Source organism: Actinoplanes sp. NPDC051494, assembly GCF_044454705.1.
Taxonomy (GTDB): Bacteria; Actinomycetota; Actinomycetes; order Mycobacteriales; family Micromonosporaceae; genus Actinoplanes.
In genome coordinates this window covers 148,268-162,967 of the sequence record NZ_JBITDZ010000012.1, presented here as the reverse complement: position 1 = coordinate 162,967, position 14,700 = coordinate 148,268, and the positions used below count along the sequence as shown (strand labels likewise).

Below are 14,700 nucleotides of genomic sequence, written 5' to 3'. Positions count from 1 at the left end.
AGCCCAGCACAAGGCCGCCCAGCACAAGGCCGTCCGTCACACGGCCTGAGCTGCCGCCTGTCGCCGCCCGCTGGGAACGGCGTGATGCCCGCCTGCTTCCCGCCGCCACCCGCCATTCGGCGCCGCCCGCCGCCCGTCGCCTGCCCCGGTGCCTGCTGTCGGTCGCGGGTCGCCCGCCCGGTCGCCGTTTACCTACCGCTGCCCGCCTGCTGGCCACCCCCGACCCGCCTCCTACTGCGGCCGCCGCCCGCGCGCAGCCGCCGCCCGCCTGCTTGCCGCCGTCCGCCCGCCGGTCTTCCGCCTGCCGCCTCCGTGCTGCCGCCTTCCGCCTTCCGCGTGCCGCATGCCGCCGTCCGCCCGCTTCCCGCTTCCCGCTTCCCGCCGCAGGCTGTCCCGTCCCGCCGCCCGCCGCGTGCCGCCGTCCGCCCGCTTCCCGCTTCCCGCCGCAGGCTGTCCCGTCCCGCCGCCCGCCGCGTGCCGCCGTCCGCCCGCTTCCCGCTTCCCGCTTCCCGCCGCCCGCCGCGTGCCGCCGTCGCCCGCCGCGTGCCGCCGCTTCCCACCGCTGGTTGCCCGCCCGCCGTTGTTTGTCCGCCCGCCGTTGTTTGTCCGCCTGTGCCCGCCTGCTGGTTGCCAGGCTGCCTACCTGTGCGGGCTCACTGTTTGCCGGGCGGCCCGGGGCGGTGGCCGGGATGCTTGTCCGGTGGGGCTGTGGGGAACGAGTGGGCCGGGTCGGCTGGAGGTGTGGGGCCGGGTGGGCATGGTGTCCGGGCATTACCACGGCGTCGTTTCTGGTGGGGGTTGTGCGTGCGGGACGGTGGTCCTTTACCTGAGTTTTTTTCTGAAAAAACTCCATAAAAGCAACCGAGTTCCCCCGCCGCTGCACCCGGCGAGCGCGAATGTCTTCCTCAGCGGCCGGTTCAGTTGCCGGCCGCAGTACGAGCGAGGAGGACTCCGTGACAATCACGACCGAACTCCCCGCCACCGTCGGCATCACCCACGACGCGCCGTCCGCGCGTGATATCGAGGACCTTGTCCGCGAAAATATGCCGATGGTTGGCCATCTGGTGCGGGAGTTGCTCAATCGGGTTCCCGGCCATGTGCACTCGGACGATCTTTCGTCCGCGGGTTTCGCCGCGCTCCTCGGTGCCGCGCGTTCTTTCGACGTCAGCCGGGGGATTCCGTTCCACCGGTTCGCCGCCGTGCGGATCCGGGGTGCGCTCCTCGACGAGTTGCGGGGGCAGGACTGGGCCAGCCGGTCCGTACGGGCTCGGGCCCGCCGGACCGCCCAGGCGCGGCAGGAGTTGACGGCGGCGCTGGGGCGTACCCCCAGTGAGGCCGAGGTCGCCGAGATGCTCGGGATCGGGGTGGCGGAGCTGGCTTCCGTCGAGGATGACGTCCAGAAGGCCGCCCTGCTCAGTTTGCAGGGTTTCCCGACGGGGGCCGCCGAGGAGATGGTGCCCGAGTTGTCCGAGGGGCCCGAGGATCTGTTGCTCAAGCGGGAGCGGCTGGGCTACCTGCACCAGGCTATCCAGGCGCTGCCGGAGCGGTTGCGGCTGGTTGTCACCCAGTCTTTCCTGCAGGAGCAGCCGCTCAGCGAGGTTGCCGCCGAGCTGGGTGTCACCGAGTCCCGGATCTCGCAGTTGCGGACCGAGGCTCTGCGGTTGCTGCGGGAGGGCCTGAACAGCTCGTTGGCCCCGGAGTTGCTGACGGTGGCCGCGGGCGGCCCGCGTACCCGTAAAGGGTGTCAGCACCGCCGGCGCAACGAGTACTTTGCCCGGGTCGCGGAGCAGGGCAACCTGCGGACCCGGCTGGCGCTGACCGACGAGCACGGCGTGCCGATAGCGTTCGCGGCCTGAGGAAGTCCGTTTCCTGGGGAAGGGAAACGGTGATGGGGGCAGGTCCGGCAGACGGACCTGCCCCTTCTTCAGTAGACGGCGTCGAGTGCCTTGCCGACCGCGCGGATGTCGGGGCCGACGGCGCTGGCGAGCATGCCGGGGCCGGCCAGGGGCATCAGTGCGGCCTCGCCGTCGAGGAGCCGGGGGGCCGGGAGCGCGGGGCCGGCCAGGACGAGAGTGCCGGCGGCCCGGCCACCGCCGAGCACGGCGGCGCCCGCCCATCCGGGTGCCGAGGGGCCGACCGCCAGCTCGTGACGATAGAGCGTGCGGCCCGCGTACCGGATAGTGATCTCGGTCCGGACGTCGCCGGAGGGTTCGTCGTGGCGTCCGCAGACGAGGTCGTCGCGCCAGTGCAGGGTGCCGCCGTCGGCGACGGTGACCGTGGTGATCGCGTGGTGGTCGCAGCCGGCCGCCGCGATCAGGGGTTCCGGCGCCCAGATCAGGGTGCCACCGGACGCGACCGTGGCGTGCACCCGCATCCGGGACGGCGGCAGGCCGGCGCGGCCGGGCAGGGCGAGCTGCGCGGCGACGCTGTGCATCGTCAGGTGGGCGTCCGGCCCGACCTCGATGTCCAGGCGCAGGTCGTCGCCGCGTAACGGGCCGGCGGCACCGCCGACGAGGTGGACGGTGAGGTCACCGCCGCGGCTGCCGGTGCGGCGCAGCAGCAGCGGTGACTCCCCGCGCAGAACAGTGGCCCGGGTGCCACCCCGGCCGTCCGCCTCGGCGACGACGCAAGCGCCGGCCCTCACCGGAGCCCCGCCGACAAAGCGGCGACGGAGGCGGTGGCCGCCGACAAAGCGGCGACGGAGACGGTGGCCGCCGGCGAAGCGGCTACGGAGGCGGTGGCCGGCGGCGAAGCGGCGACGGAGGCGGGGGAGCGGACGGGCATCAAGCGGGGACGCGGGCCGCGACCAGGGCGCGGACCCAGTCGGCGACGGCCGTGGCGTTGCGGTCCTCGGTGAGGGACTGGAACACCGTGGGCAGGTCGCCGCGGCGGGCTCGGGCGTCGCGGTCCATGACCGACAGGTCCGCTCCGACCAGCGGGGCGAGGTCGGTCTTGTTGATGACCAGCAGGTCCGCGGCCGTCACGCCGGGGCCGCCCTTGCGGGGCACCTTGTCGCCGCCGGCCACGTCCACGACGAAGATCTGCTGGTCGATCAGGCCCTTGCTGAACGTCGCCGTGAGGTTGTCGCCGCCGCTCTCGACCAGTACGAGGTCCAGCGGGCCGAGCGCCGCCTCGAGGTCCTCGACCGCGTCGAGGTTGGCGGAGATGTCGTCGCGGATGGCGGTGTGCGGGCAGCAGCCGGTCTCGACCGCGCGGATCCGGTCGGCCGGCAGCACGCCGTTGCGCAGCAGGAAGTCGGCGTCCTCGGTGGTGTAGATGTCGTTGGTCACGACGGCCAGCCGCAGTTCCTCGCCGAGCGCCCGGCACAGCGCCGCGACCAGGGCGGTCTTGCCGGAGCCGACCGGTCCGCCGATGCCGATGCGCAGCGCCCGCGGCCCGGTGGACAGCGCCGGGTGCGGGTCGACGCCCGGGTCGGGGTGGGTGTGCGGGACGTCCTCGGGGCCGTGTGTGTGGTCATCAGGATGCAAAGAGACGCACCTCCCAGGTGGCGTGCAGCTCGGCGCCGATGTCGAGCAAGGGGGCTCCCGCGGCCGGCAGGTCGTCGGCCGGGTCGTTGATCCGGGTCGCGGCGTCGGCCGCGATCCGGTCGCATGCGGGGGCGAGACGGGCCAGGACCGCATGCATCTGGTACGGGTCCAGGCCCAGCAACCGCACCGCGGCGCTGGCACCCCCGGTGGTGGTGCCGTGCGCCGAGGCCACGGCCGCGTCGAGGGGCCGGAGCCCGGCGGCCGAGGCCAGGACACCGAGCGCGACCGGCTGGTGGGGTTCGCGACCGATCGGCGACAGTGTCCACATGGCCCGTCCCGCGCGCAGCAGTGCCCGCCCCTGGGCCCGGGACGCCCGGCGCAACGCGGGTGCGGGTGTCCGCGCGTCGAGTCCGTCGTCGAGTTCGGCCCAGCGCCCGGGGTCCGCGCAGGCCGCCGCGGCGAACGCGGCCGCCACCAGCCCGGACGTGTTCAGCTTGCCGGTCAGGAAATCCGCCACCCCGGCGACGTCGCGGACCCGGCCGGCCGAGACCGCGGCCTCGAGCCCGCCGGAGTGCGCGTGCCCGCCGGACGGCAACCGCCCGTCCGCGAGCACCAGCAGCGTGGCCAGGGACATCAGAACAGGTGGTAGCGCTGGGCCATGGGCAGCTCGGTCACCGGGTCGGGCTCCACGACCTCGCCGTCGACGCGCACGGTGAACGTGTCCGCGTCGACCTCGATGCGCGGGGTCGCGTCGTTGAGCGGCATGTCCGCCTTGCCGACGCCCCGGGTGTTCCCGACCGGGACGAGGGCCCGCCGGACCCCGATCCGGTCGCCGAGCAGCGCGTCGATGGCGGCCTCGGCGACGAACGCCACCGAGGTCGCGGCCGGGACCACGCCGTAGGCGCCGAACATGGGCCGCGGCAGCATCGGCTGGGGCGTGGGGATCGAGGCGTTGGCGTCGCCCATCTGCGCGGACGCGATCATGCCGCCCTTGATGACCAGCGCCGGGCGGACCCCGAAGAAGACCGGGTCCCAGAGCACGAGGTCGGCGAGCTTGCCGGGCTCGACGGAGCCGACCTGGGCCGCCATGCCGTGCGCGACCGCCGGGTTGATCGTGTACTTCGCGACGTAGCGGCGGGCCCGCAGGTTGTCGGCCGGGCCGTCGCCGGGCAGGGCACCGCGGCGGGCCTTCATGACGTGCGCGGTCTGCCAGGTGCGCATGACGACCTCACCGACGCGGCCCATGGCCTGCGAGTCGGAGCCGATCATCGAGATCGCGCCGAGGTCGTGCAGCAGGTCCTCGGCGGCCATCGTGGACGGCCGGATGCGGCTCTCGGCGAACGCGAGGTCCTCGGGGACCGCGGAGTTGAGGTGGTGGCAGACCATCAGCATGTCGAGGTGCTCGCTGAGGGTGTTCCGCGTGTACGGCCTGGTCGGGTTCGTCGACGACGGCAGCACGTTCGGCAGCGCGGCCACCGTGATGATGTCCGGAGCGTGCCCGCCCCCGGCGCCCTCGGTGTGATAGGCGTGGATCGAGCGCCCGGCGATCGCGGCGATGGTCGCCTCGACGAACCCGGCCTCGTTCAGCGTGTCGGTGTGGATGGCGACCTGCACCCCCGACGCGTCGGCCACCTTGAGGGACGCGTCGATGACCGCGGGCGTCGTACCCCAGTCCTCGTGCAGTTTGAAGCCACCCGCCCCGCCGCGCAGCTGCTCCCAGAGCGACTCCTCGCTCATGGTGTTGCCCTTGCCGAGCAGCAGCACGTTGATCGGCCAGTGGTCGAGCGCCTCGAGCATCCGGGCCAGGTGCCAGGCGTTCGGGGTGACCGTGGTGGCCTTGGTGCCCTCGGCCGGGCCGGTGCCGCCGCCGATGATGGTGGTGATGCCGCCGGCCAGCGCGGTGTCGAGGATGGTCGGGCTGATCAGGTGCACGTGGCTGTCGATCGCGCCGGCGGTGAGGATCTTGCCGTTGCCGGCGATGATCTCGGTGCCGGGGCCGATCACCAGGTCGGGATGCACCCCGTCCATCGTGTCGGGGTTGCCGGCCTTGCCGAGGGCGACGATGCGCCCGTCGCGGATGCCGACGTCGGCCTTGATGATGCCCCAGTGGTCGAGGATCACCGCGCCGGTGATGACGGTGTCCGGGGTGCCCTCGGCGCGGGTGGCGCGGGACTGTCCCATGGACTCCCGGATCACCTTGCCGCCACCGAACACGACCTCGTCGCCGGGGCGCGGACCGGCGCTGCGGTCCTCCTCGATCTCGATCAGCAGGTTCGTGTCGGCCAGCCGGATCCGGTCGCCGGCGGTCGGGCCGTACAGGGCGGCGTACCGGCCCCGGTCCAGTGTGGTCACCGCGCGCTCCCGTTCTCGGGCAGTTCCTCGTCGAGCGATCCGGCCGGTTCGATGTCCTGGCGGGGGGAGGGGTCGAGCGGTCCGCCGGCGAGTCCGCGCAGGCCGGGCACAATGCGATTGCCGGTGAAGGGTACGAGGGTCACGTCGCGGGGCATGCCCGGCTCGAACCGTACGGAGGTGCCGGCCGGCACGGCGAGCCGCCGGCCCCAGGCGGCGTCCCGGTCGAAGTCGAGTGCCGCGTTGGACTCGGCGAAGTGGTAGTGCGACCCGACCTGCACCGGCCGGTCGCCGGTGTTGCGCACGGTCAGGCTCGTGACCGGCAGCCCGGCGTTGATCTCGATGTCGCCGGTGCCGGCGATGATCTCCCCGGGGATCACGAGATCGGCCCGTGCACGGTGACGAGCTTGGTGCCGTCCGGGAAGGTCGCCTCGACCTGCACCTCGACCAGCATCTCGGGTACGCCGTCCATGACGTCGCCGCGGGTCAGCACCCGCCGCCCGGCGTCCATCAGGTCGGCCACGGTCCGCCCGTCCCGCGCGCCTTCCAGCAGGAACGCGGTGATGATCGCGGTCGCTTCCGGATAGTTGAGGCGCAGGCCCCGGTCCCGCCGCTTCTGGGCGACGTCCGCCGCGACGTGGATGAGCAGCCGTTCCTGCTCATGCTGGCTGAGGAACACACGAACCTCCCCTGATCGCGAGCGATGCTTGCAGCTCCACGTTTCCGACGTGTTACCCACCGTCAACATCCATCAAGATCACATCACGGCCCGGCCGCCCGGCCCAGCCTGCCACGCCGAGCCCACTCACGCCCGGCCGGTCCGCAGCCTCGTTGAGCAGACCGTGCACCGTCAGAGAATCATCCTCAGTGGCGTCCTGGCCGTCGTCGCCGCTCTCGCCGGCGGCTGCGACACCGGCGACGCCGTGGCCGCCCCGGCGCCGGCCGCCCGGGGTCACGAACTGTTCGTCCAGATCATGGTCGCTCTGCGGGGGACCTCCGAGCAGCGGCTGGCGGCGGAACAGCTCACGGTCGACCGGCAGGAACAAGCGAGGGCCAGCTGCATGGAACGCAAAGGCTTCGCGTACGCCATGATGCCGTCCCCGCGATCGGCCGGTGGCCCGCAGGGACTCAACATCGGCGACCTGAGCAGCACCGCGCCCCTCGGCGCGGGGGACTTCGGCATCGCCACCGCCGCGCGCAACTCCCTGGAGGCGGCCGATCGGTGGGCCGCCGCGAAGGAGGCGATCCGGGTGCCCGCCGCCCGGGAACGCGACGAGCGCATCGCCATCAGCCTCTGCCAGCGCGAACTTCCCGAGATGTTCGAGCACCGGCCCCCGTACGCGATGAGGTTGGGTCTGGAAGTGGAACGGATCTTCGAGGGCGTGGAGAAGCTGCCCGTCGTCGCGGCGGCACTGGACCGTTATCCCGGGTGCATGCGCGAGGCCGGGTTCGAGGCGAAGGACTTCTCCCAGATCTTCTGGACGGTGAACGACCGGATGCCGCGAGGTGACACCGGCTGGGCCGTGCTGCGGCAGGATCCGGCGTGGGCCGCGGCGGTCGAGTTCGAGAAGCGGGCCGCGGCGGCGGACACGACCTGCCGCCGGCCGGCCCAGGATCACGCGATGGCCGCTGCCGCGCCGCGGTTGGAGGAGTTCGTGGCCGACCATCGTGCGGAGCTCGGCGCGGCGAGTGCGAGCTGGGTCGCGCTGCTGTCCTGATCAGGGCTTGCGCGCCACCGCGGCGTACTCGTCGACCTCGCGCAGGTCGTCCGGGCCGGCGCCGGGCTGGGGACGCCAGCGGGCACAGGGGACCAGGCCCGGCTCCAGGACGTCGAGTCCTTCAAGGAAGCGGGCGAGTTCGTCGGGGCGGCGCAGGTGGTAGGAAAGCGGCGCGCCCGCCGGCCGGCCGGGAAGTTGTCGGTGCCGCCGAGCCAGTAGTTCCAGACCCGCGCCGACTGCGGGATGCCGGTGTCACTCATGAAATCTGTCTACCGTGGACCGCGGGCCCGGAGAAGACTCAGGCGAGATGTCCGAGCGGGAACGGCCCGCGCGTCTTGATCGTGCGGATCGCGAACGTGCTCCGGGCGTCCACGATCCGGGGGATGACCAGGACCTGATCGATCAGGATCCGTTCGTACGCGGCGAGCGACGGTGCCGCCACCTCGATCATGAAATCGGCCGTGCCCGAGACGACGTGGCAGGCGACCACCGCCGGGATCGCGGTGAGAGCCTTCTCGACGCGCCGCTGGGTCTCCTGCGAGTGCCGTTCGACCTTGAGCTCGACGAAGATCGTGAGGTCCAGGCCGAGGCGTTCCCGGTCCAGTTCGGCGCGGTAACCGGCGATCATGCCGGTCTCCTCCAGCGCGCGCAGCCGGCGCAGGCAGGCGGAGGGGGAGAGCCCGACCGCGTCGGCCAGATCGATGTTGGCGATCCGCCCGTCGATCTGCAGCCGGTCGAGGATCGCGAGGTCGATGGCATCCGTGCGCAACATCATGCCGTCTCTTGTCGGAACGGCCGCACAGCGTTGCGTGGGAGTGGGTCCATCGCGCAATCTTTGCCATCGCGTGCGGGCCGGTTTCGGCCACCATCTCAGGTATGCGAATCACTGCTTCACGGGGCATCGCGCTCTATGTCGGCGCGCTGCTCGGCCCGGGTCTGCTGGTGCTGCCGGGCCTGGCGGCCGCCCTGGCCGGCCCGGCGTCGATCCTGGCCTGGACCGGCCTGCTCGCCCTCTCCGGCCTGATCGCCCTGGTCTTCGCCGCTTTCGGCATAGCCGCCCGGACCCCACCCGCCAGGGGGAGCGGCAGGGAGAGCGGGGGCGTGGCCGGGTATGTGCGGCTCGGGCTCGGGGAGCGGGCCGGCCGGGCGGTGGGCTGGTGCTTTCTCGCCGGGATCGGGACCGGGGCGCCGCTGGTCTGCTTCATGGGGGCCGGGTATGTCAGCGACCTCCTCGGCGCCGGTGACCTGGTCACCGGGGTGGTCTCGGCGGTGCTGCTGGTCGCGATCGGCGGGGCGGCGCCGCACTCCGCCGATGCCAACTGGACGCCGTTCGCCCCGCACGGGTGGACGGCGGTCGGGTCCGCGGCGACCGTCCTCATGTTCTCGTTCGTGGGGTGGGAGGCCATCGCACCGCTGACCGGAACGTTCGCGGACCCGCGCCGGGACCTGCCACGGGTGATCGGGGCCGCGTTCGTGATCACCGCGGTGATCTACCTGGCACTGGCGACCGTGACCGTGGCCGCGCTCGGGGACGGCGCCGGCAGCGACGTGCCGATCTCCGCGTTGCTGTCGCTGGGCCTCGGTGCCGGCGCGGGACCGGTGGTCGCGGCGGTCAGTGCGGTGATCCTGACGCTGGGCACCACGAACGCGTACCTGACCGGCGGCATGCAGATGGTCCGCCGGCCCGGCGCGTTCATGGCCGCGATGGTCGCGGTCGAGGTGCTGCTGCTGGCCCTCATCGGTACGGGCGCCGTGTCCGTCGCGTCGGCGGTCACCGTGCCGACCGCGTTCTTCCTGGTCGTCTACCTGGGCTGCATGGTCTCGGCGGCCCGGGCGCTGCACGGGTGGGTCCGGCCGGTCGCGGCGGTGGCGGCGGTCGCGGTGGCGGTGGTCCTGGCGTTCGCCGGCTGGGCCGTGCTCCCGGCCGCGCTGGTCACCGCGGCGGCGTTCCTGATGAGGCGGACCGCCGGCCGCGGCGGGGAAGGCGCCGCCCCGGGGAGGGCGCACGACGGGGAGCGTCACGCACCGGTGTAGAGGACCGCGTCGATCTCGATGTCGAAGCCGACGAGCGCGACCGGCAGCGTCGTCCGTACCGGAAGGTGGTCGCCCTTGATGTATTCGGCGTAGATCGTGTTGAGCTCGGCGAAGTCGGCGAAGTCGCGCAGGTAGACGCCGACCCGGACGGCCTGGTCGAGGCTCGCCCCGGCGGCTTCGGCGACCGCGGCCAGGTTCTGGAACGCGGCGTGGGCCTGCTCGGCGAACGTGCCGGTCACCCGGGTGCCGTCGGGCCGGGCCGGGATCGCGCCGGCGAGATAAATGGTGTCGCCGGCGACGACGGCGTGCGAGTACGGGCCACCGGCCGGGGCGGCCTTGCCGGTGATGATCGAACGCTTCGGCATGGGAACTCCTTGATGGGAATCAGGATCGCGGGAATTGTTCGGCCAGTCCGTCCGGGCCCACCAGGGGCTCGGCCAGCAGGGCACGGATGGCGGCGTCGCGGCGGGCCAGGGAGGTCCGCTGGATGTCGGTGAGCGGGACCCAAGGCGGCGTCGCGGCGGGCAGGCACGGGCCCAGGAGCCGGCCGGCGACGTACGTGGCCTCGTTCGTCAGGCGCACCGCGCCGCGGCGGACCTGGCGGTGGGCGTCCACCAGCTCGAAGTCGCCCTCGTCGAGGCGGAAGACGGCCAGGTCGGCCGGGGCGCCGACGGTCAGGACGCCGGTGTCCAGGCCGAGGGCGCGGGCCGGGTGCACGGTCGCGGCGTCGATCGCGTCGCTGAGCGGCAGGCCGATGGCGAGCAGCTTCGCGATCGTGGTGGGCAGGTCGAACACCGGGCCGTGCAGCGAACGGGCGTGCAGGTCGGTGGAGATCGTGTACGCCCGCAGCCCCGCCTCCAGCTGGGCCTCGGCCACGTCGAACGCGAATCCGCCGGAGCCGTGCCCGATGTCGAGCAGCACGCCGCGTTCGTAGGCGGCCCGGACCGCCGGGCCCAGCGGGGTGGCGATGCCGCTGGCGCAGTGCGTGACGATGTCGCCGGGTCGCAGCAGGTCGAGGACGTCGTCGAGCGCGGGCGGGGCCGTACCTATGTGGACCATGACCGGGACGTCGCACGCGGCCGCCGCGCTCAGGCCGCGGCGCAGCGGTTCGATGCTGTTGTCGCCGACCGTCTCCCGGTCGATGCGGACCTTGACGCCGCGGACCAGGTCACGGTTGGCCTGGATGGTGTCGATGGCCAGGGCGACGTCGCAGTTTCCCAGGTCACGGCTCTCGCCGGTGCGCCCGGCGAGCCCGACGGCGGAGATGTTGAGCAGCGCCGGCACGCGGACCCGGGCGTCGCGGACGACCCGGCGTAGCCCGGCCAGCGTGTAGGCCCCGGCGGATCCGGCGTCGACCCAGGTGGTGACGCCGGTGTACCAGGCGATCGGGTCGGGTTCGATGCCCCAGTAGCCGGGCCCGACGTGGGTGTGCAGGTCGACGAGTCCCGGTGTGATCAGCCGGCCGGTCACATCTCGTCTGTTTCCCGCCAGATCACGGCCGAGGGCAGCAATCCGTCCGTTGTGGACCGCTATGTCGGTGACGCCGTGGCCGTGCACGGTCGCCCCGGAAAGGACCAGGTCGTAGGTCACAGGGCGGCCCGGATCGCGAGGCGGTAGAGCCGCGTCGGCCGGCCCTTGCGGGTCACCTGCGAGCTGCCGTCGCCGACCGCCAGCCCCGCACCGCTCAAGGTGCGGATCAGGCGGCGCCCGCTCGGGTCGGTGATGCCCAGCGACCGGGCCAGCTCGCTGGGGGAGACCGGCCGGTCGGCCAGGCCCCGTTCGATCGCGGCGAGCCGGGACAACGTCGCCGGGCTCAACCCGACCCGGGCGGCGAGCGCCTCGATGGCGCCGTGCTCGCGGTAGGTATAGGACAGCGGCACCCCGGACGCACCCATCGGGCCGATCATCATGCCGTTGTCGGAGATCAGGTACGCCCCCGGATCGGCGTCCTGCTCGGCCCGGGCGGCGGCGCGTTCGGCCAGGGCCACGCAGAGCCGCGCCGACGCGCCGATGCCGAAACCCGCCACCGCGCGTACGCCGAGGGTGTCGCGGGCCTCGGCCAGCACCGGGAGCCCGACCCACTGGTGGGTCACGGTCTCGAACAGCGCGGCGTGCGCGAACACGACCACCCCGCGCCGGCCGCGGTTGTCTATCCAGGCGTCGGCGAACTCGGGCGTGTCGAGCAGCAGATGCCGCAGACCGACCCGGGCCCGGTCCAGGTCCGGGCTCTCCTGCGGCTCGGCGACCAGGAAGACCCCGGCGGCGAAGCGCTGACCGTCGGCCTTCCTGGTCCGTACGCGCAGAGCGAGCTCGTGCAGGTCGGCCCGGATCGTGCCCGGGGTGGCCAGCGCGTTGAGCACCGCGACCCGCCCGTCCAGCGCCGCGCCGACCCCGGTGCGGACGCTGATCACGTAGGACGCCCCGGTCGCGGCGACCCGGTCCCGGTGGAACGCGACCACGTCGGCGACCGACTGCTCGGGGTCGAACGGCAGGCACGCGATCGAATTCCGGTCCAGGTCGAGCGCGGTGGCGACCTCGTCGACGGTCTCCTGGGTGAACGTGTCGATGCTGACCGGGGTGGCCGGCCATCCGTTGCCCCGGGCCCGGGACCAGGCCAGGGCCAGGTCGAGTGCGGCCGAGCGGGTGACGTTGACCGGCAGGCCGGCGGGGAGCAGGTCGCGGCACCGGGCGTACGGGACGAGTCCGAGCAGCAGCCCGTCGAGGGTCGCGGTGCGCAGCAGCCCGGCGACCCGGTCGCGGATCTGGTCCTCGCGCTCGTAGACGGCCCAGGCGAACGTGACGCCGGTGAGCGTGCGCGCGGCCTCCTCGAACCGGGGACGATGGCTGGCATGGCACACCAGTCCGATCACCATCGCGGTCCCCCATGTTCGTAAGTAGTTCGTAGTAGCTTCCCCACCAGGCACGCGACCGTCAAGAGGAGACCGGCTGTGGACATCCCCGATGAGTTCATCGACTGGCGCACCAAAGGATTCTGGATGCCCGAGGGCCGGGTGAGCGCACGGGACTTCGCGGCGGCGCGGCACTCGCTGTTCGACGGATCGTTCACCTGGCCACTGCTGGTGGTGCGGGATGCGGCGGTGCGCGCGAACATCGCCACGATGGCGGAGTACGCCCGCCGGCACGGCTTCTCGTTCGCCCCGCACGCCAAGACGTCGATGGCCCCGAGCCTGCTGAACGCACAGCTCGAAGCCGGTGCGTGGGCCCAGACCGTGGCGACCGCGAGCCAGGCGCTGGTGCTGCGCCGCCTCGGTGTGCCGCGGATCCTGATCGCCAACCAGGTCCTCGACCCGACCGCGCTGCGCTGGCTGGCGACCCAGGACGACGTGATCATGCAGGTCGACTCCGTGGCCGGCGTCGAGGCCGTGGCGGCCGCGGGTGGGCTGCCGGTGCTGATCGAGCTCGGGCACGCGGGGGGACGCACGGGTTGTCGTACCGTCGAGGAGGTCGTCTCGGTCGCCGAGGCCGCGGCACCGGGCGTGACCGTGCTCGGGGTGACCGCGTACGAGGGCGCGCTGCAGACGGCGGATGCGGTCGACGAATTCCTGGCCACGCAGCTCGCCGCCACCCGCGCGATCGCCCATCTGCTGCCCGAGGAAGTCATCGTCTCCGCAGGTGGCAGCGCCTGGTTCGACCGGGTGATCACGGCGTTCGAGGGGTTCCGGCTCGACGGGCACACCGTGCGCACGGTGCTGCGCAGCGGCGCGTCGGTCACCCACGACGACGGTTTCTACCGGGAGCGGACGCCGTTCAACCGGGTCGCCGCCGAGGGATCGTTGACGTCGGCGCTGGAGATCCACGCACAGGTGCTGTCCACCCCGGAGCCGGGGCTCGCGATCGTCGGCATGGGCAAACGGGACGCGCCGTTCGACGAGGGGCTGCCGGTCACCGGCGCCGGCGAGGTGGTCAAGCTCAACGACCACCACACGTACGTGCGCAGCAGCTCGCTGCACGTCGGTGACCTGGTCCGATTCGGTCTGTCGCACCCCTGCACCGCATTCGACAAGTGGCGTTTCATCCCGGTAGCCGACGAATCCGATGTGGTGGTGGATGTCTTGCATACCTATTTTTGACATCTGGATTCAACGATCGGGACCGCACTCTGAGGGGCACCCAGACAGCGAACCACTTACGAACACCTCTGCGACATCTTCCCGTCCGAGCTGATCGGCATCGGCGGCGACGAATGCCCGCCGGACGAGTGGGTCGTCGCCTGCCCCGACACCTCGGTCTACCTGGACTACCGCCGGTCCGCGGACCCCGGCGAGCCGACGCCGGTCGGCACCCTGCTCACCCTGGCCGGCGTGTACGCGTTCGACCCCGTCCCGCCCGGGCGCCGACCCCGCGCTCGTCCTGGGTGGGCAGGCCGACGTCTGGACCGAGCGCATGGAATCGGCCCGGCGGGTCGACTGCATGACGTTCCCGCGGCTGTGCGCGTTCGCGGAGGCGGTGTGGGGCCCCGCCCGTGGGATGCCCGCCCGGACGCGCCCGGCAACCCGCGGTCGCTGCCGGACCGGCTCGCCGAGCTCGCGCGGATGCGTTCTCCTCAGCGCAGCAACCGGGCGTAATTGGCCGTTGATCGCTGGTAACGGGGTAGGTGCGGGGCCAGTGCGGTCAGGGCGACGGCGACCGCCTCCCGCTCGCGGCCGCCCGCGGTCAGTGACAGGGCGTACACCGCGGCCAGTGCGTCGTCGAGCTCGTCGGAGGGGGCCTCGCGCTCCTGTTCCAGGATGGCGATACTGCGCGGCACGTCGCCCACGTTGCGTAGCGAGCTGGCCAGCTGGATCGCGGCCCGGCGCCGGCGGATCCCGGGCAGGCCCCGCTCCAGCGCCCGTTCGTACAGCGGCACGGCCAGGTCGCTGTGCCCGGTGGAGTCGAGGGCGCAGGCCCGCTCGAACAGCGCCACCGGGTGATCCGGCGCCAGCTCCTCGACGAGCTTCTCGATGAGCATCAGGAATTCGGGTTCGGGCAGGTCGTCCAGACGTGCCCAGGCCTCGGCGAGCCGTTCTTCCCATTCGGTCGTGATCATGTCCGCCAGCCTCGCACACGCACGTCCGGGGGACCCGGGTTGACGAGGACGATGAATGGCTGAT

General features: G+C 72.7%; 16 protein-coding genes and 1 pseudogene. 4 read left to right on the top strand and 13 right to left on the bottom strand.

What is annotated here, in order from left to right:
• Positions 1–953 precede the first annotated feature (953 nt).
• The gene (locus ACIA6A_RS33720; protein ID WP_396102021.1) at positions 954–1,856 is read left to right on the top strand and encodes a sigma-70 family RNA polymerase sigma factor; all 903 of its coding nucleotides are present in this window, start codon (positions 954–956) and stop codon (positions 1,854–1,856) included.
• Between the two features lie 68 nt (positions 1,857–1,924).
• On the opposite strand, the gene ACIA6A_RS33715 is transcribed toward ACIA6A_RS33720, so the two are convergent.
• The 6 genes from ACIA6A_RS33715 to ACIA6A_RS33690 all read right to left on the bottom strand — a co-directional run bounded on the left by ACIA6A_RS33715 (position 1,925) and on the right by ACIA6A_RS33690 (position 6,516).
• A complete protein-coding gene (locus tag ACIA6A_RS33715; protein ID WP_396102020.1) occupies positions 1,925–2,644 on the bottom strand; it encodes an urease accessory protein UreD in 720 nt (239 codons plus the stop codon).
• Positions 2,645–2,783: 139 nt separating this feature from the next.
• Positions 2,784–3,488: an urease accessory protein UreG gene (gene ureG, locus ACIA6A_RS33710; protein WP_396102019.1), complete on the bottom strand. Its 705-nt coding sequence runs from the start codon at positions 3,486–3,488 to the stop codon at positions 2,784–2,786.
• Positions 3,478–4,122 (bottom strand): urease accessory protein UreF, encoded by a 645-nt coding sequence (locus tag ACIA6A_RS33705; protein ID WP_396102018.1) that lies wholly within the window; start codon positions 4,120–4,122, stop codon positions 3,478–3,480. Before ACIA6A_RS33705 ends, ureG begins: the two co-directional genes overlap by 11 nt.
• Complete coding sequence (locus ACIA6A_RS33700; protein WP_396102017.1) at positions 4,122–5,840, bottom strand: urease subunit alpha; 1,719 nt, start codon at positions 5,838–5,840, stop codon at positions 4,122–4,124. The genes ACIA6A_RS33705 and ACIA6A_RS33700 overlap by 1 nt, the downstream gene beginning before the upstream one ends.
• Positions 5,837–6,217, bottom strand: coding sequence for an urease subunit beta (locus ACIA6A_RS33695; RefSeq protein WP_396102016.1), 381 nt, complete (start codon positions 6,215–6,217; stop codon positions 5,837–5,839). Before ACIA6A_RS33695 ends, ACIA6A_RS33700 begins: the two co-directional genes overlap by 4 nt.
• Complete coding sequence (locus ACIA6A_RS33690; RefSeq protein ID WP_396102015.1) at positions 6,214–6,516, bottom strand: urease subunit gamma; 303 nt, start codon at positions 6,514–6,516, stop codon at positions 6,214–6,216. Before ACIA6A_RS33690 ends, ACIA6A_RS33695 begins: the two co-directional genes overlap by 4 nt.
• 163 nt (positions 6,517–6,679) lie before the next feature.
• Here ACIA6A_RS33690 and ACIA6A_RS33685 point away from each other — a divergent pair, with 163 nt between their 5' ends.
• Complete coding sequence (locus tag ACIA6A_RS33685; RefSeq protein WP_396102014.1) at positions 6,680–7,555, top strand: hypothetical protein; 876 nt, start codon at positions 6,680–6,682, stop codon at positions 7,553–7,555.
• Here ACIA6A_RS33685 and ACIA6A_RS33680 read toward each other — a convergent pair whose 3' ends face one another.
• The 3 genes and pseudogenes from ACIA6A_RS33680 to ACIA6A_RS33670 all read right to left on the bottom strand — a co-directional run bounded on the left by ACIA6A_RS33680 (position 7,556) and on the right by ACIA6A_RS33670 (position 8,330).
• On the bottom strand, positions 7,556–7,711 hold the full coding sequence (locus tag ACIA6A_RS33680; RefSeq protein WP_396102136.1) for an SAM-dependent methyltransferase: 156 nt from the start codon (positions 7,709–7,711) through the stop codon (positions 7,556–7,558). It lies immediately after the preceding gene.
• A 51-nt stretch (positions 7,712–7,762) separates the two neighbouring features.
• Positions 7,763–7,815 (bottom strand): annotated as a pseudogene (locus ACIA6A_RS33675) (hypothetical protein); the annotation flags it as partial.
• Between the two features lie 38 nt (positions 7,816–7,853).
• Positions 7,854–8,330, bottom strand: a complete 477-nt coding sequence (locus tag ACIA6A_RS33670) for an Lrp/AsnC family transcriptional regulator (protein ID WP_396102013.1) — start codon at positions 8,328–8,330, stop codon at positions 7,854–7,856.
• A 101-nt stretch (positions 8,331–8,431) separates the two neighbouring features.
• Here ACIA6A_RS33670 and ACIA6A_RS33665 point away from each other — a divergent pair, with 101 nt between their 5' ends.
• Positions 8,432–9,589: an amino acid permease gene (locus ACIA6A_RS33665; protein WP_396102012.1), complete on the top strand. Its 1,158-nt coding sequence runs from the start codon at positions 8,432–8,434 to the stop codon at positions 9,587–9,589.
• On the opposite strand, the gene ACIA6A_RS33660 is transcribed toward ACIA6A_RS33665, so the two are convergent.
• The 3 genes from ACIA6A_RS33660 to ACIA6A_RS33650 are packed head-to-tail and all read right to left on the bottom strand — an operon-like array spanning position 9,574 to position 12,462.
• Complete coding sequence (locus ACIA6A_RS33660) at positions 9,574–9,954, bottom strand: RidA family protein (RefSeq protein WP_396102011.1); 381 nt, start codon at positions 9,952–9,954, stop codon at positions 9,574–9,576. The genes ACIA6A_RS33665 and ACIA6A_RS33660 overlap by 16 nt on opposite strands.
• A gap of 19 nt (positions 9,955–9,973) precedes the next feature.
• The gene (locus ACIA6A_RS33655) at positions 9,974–11,179 is read right to left on the bottom strand and encodes an amidohydrolase family protein (protein WP_396102010.1); all 1,206 of its coding nucleotides are present in this window, start codon (positions 11,177–11,179) and stop codon (positions 9,974–9,976) included.
• Positions 11,176–12,462: a transcriptional regulator gene (locus ACIA6A_RS33650; protein ID WP_396102009.1), complete on the bottom strand. Its 1,287-nt coding sequence runs from the start codon at positions 12,460–12,462 to the stop codon at positions 11,176–11,178. The genes ACIA6A_RS33655 and ACIA6A_RS33650 overlap by 4 nt, the downstream gene beginning before the upstream one ends.
• A 75-nt stretch (positions 12,463–12,537) precedes the next feature.
• On the opposite strand from ACIA6A_RS33650, the gene ACIA6A_RS33645 reads away from it, so the two are divergent.
• Entirely contained in the window at positions 12,538–13,680 is a 1,143-nt protein-coding gene (locus ACIA6A_RS33645; protein ID WP_396102008.1) for an alanine racemase, read from the top strand.
• A gap of 473 nt (positions 13,681–14,153) precedes the next feature.
• Here the strand turns inward: ACIA6A_RS33645 and ACIA6A_RS33640 are convergent, their stop codons facing one another.
• Positions 14,154–14,636 (bottom strand): tetratricopeptide repeat protein, encoded by a 483-nt coding sequence (locus tag ACIA6A_RS33640; RefSeq protein ID WP_396102007.1) that lies wholly within the window; start codon positions 14,634–14,636, stop codon positions 14,154–14,156.
• Positions 14,637–14,700 lie beyond the last annotated feature (64 nt).

Coding starts and splice junctions, on each gene's coding strand:
- ACIA6A_RS33705 (WP_396102018.1), bottom strand. CDS start 4,122: ATGTCCCTGGCCACGCTGCTGGTGCTCGCGGACGGGCGGTTGCCGTCC.
- ACIA6A_RS33670 (WP_396102013.1), bottom strand. CDS start 8,330: ATGATGTTGCGCACGGATGCCATCGACCTCGCGATCCTCGACCGGCTG.
- ACIA6A_RS33665 (WP_396102012.1), top strand. CDS start 8,432: ATGCGAATCACTGCTTCACGGGGCATCGCGCTCTATGTCGGCGCGCTG.
- ACIA6A_RS33660 (WP_396102011.1), bottom strand. CDS start 9,954: ATGCCGAAGCGTTCGATCATCACCGGCAAGGCCGCCCCGGCCGGTGGC.
- ACIA6A_RS33650 (WP_396102009.1), bottom strand. CDS start 12,462: ATGGTGATCGGACTGGTGTGCCATGCCAGCCATCGTCCCCGGTTCGAG.
- ACIA6A_RS33640 (WP_396102007.1), bottom strand. CDS start 14,636: ATGATCACGACCGAATGGGAAGAACGGCTCGCCGAGGCCTGGGCACGT.